This window comes from Pseudomonas sp. SIMBA_041, assembly GCF_046535095.1.
In the GTDB taxonomy this organism is placed as follows: domain Bacteria; phylum Pseudomonadota; class Gammaproteobacteria; order Pseudomonadales; family Pseudomonadaceae; genus Aquipseudomonas; species Aquipseudomonas mucoides.
Genome location: NZ_JAWRXJ010000858.1, coordinates 1 through 241, shown reverse-complemented (window position 1 = coordinate 241; position 241 = coordinate 1). Strand labels below are relative to the sequence as shown.

Annotated in this window: 1 protein-coding gene; it reads left to right on the top strand. The window is 67.6% G+C overall.

Going from position 1 to position 241, the window contains the following annotated elements; translation table 11 throughout:
• Window positions 1-241 (top strand): PLP-dependent transferase (locus SB725_RS33575; protein ID WP_410923743.1); only part of this gene is annotated, 241 nt, incomplete at both ends.

The following is a 241-nucleotide window of genomic DNA, read 5'->3' as shown; positions in this document are numbered from 1 at the left end:
GCAAGTTCCCGTGGACGCAGCACGCGGACCGCTTCAAGCGGCTCAACGAGCCCGACGTCAGCTATCACGGCGTCGTCTACACGGAAGCGCTCGGGCAGGCCGCCTATATCGGCCGCGCGCGCGTCGTGCCGCTGCGCAACATGGGCGCGGCGATCTCGCCGTTCAACGCGTTCCAGATCCTGCAGGGCATCGAGACGCTCGCGCTGCGCGTCGAGCGCATCAGCGACAACGCGCTGAAGAT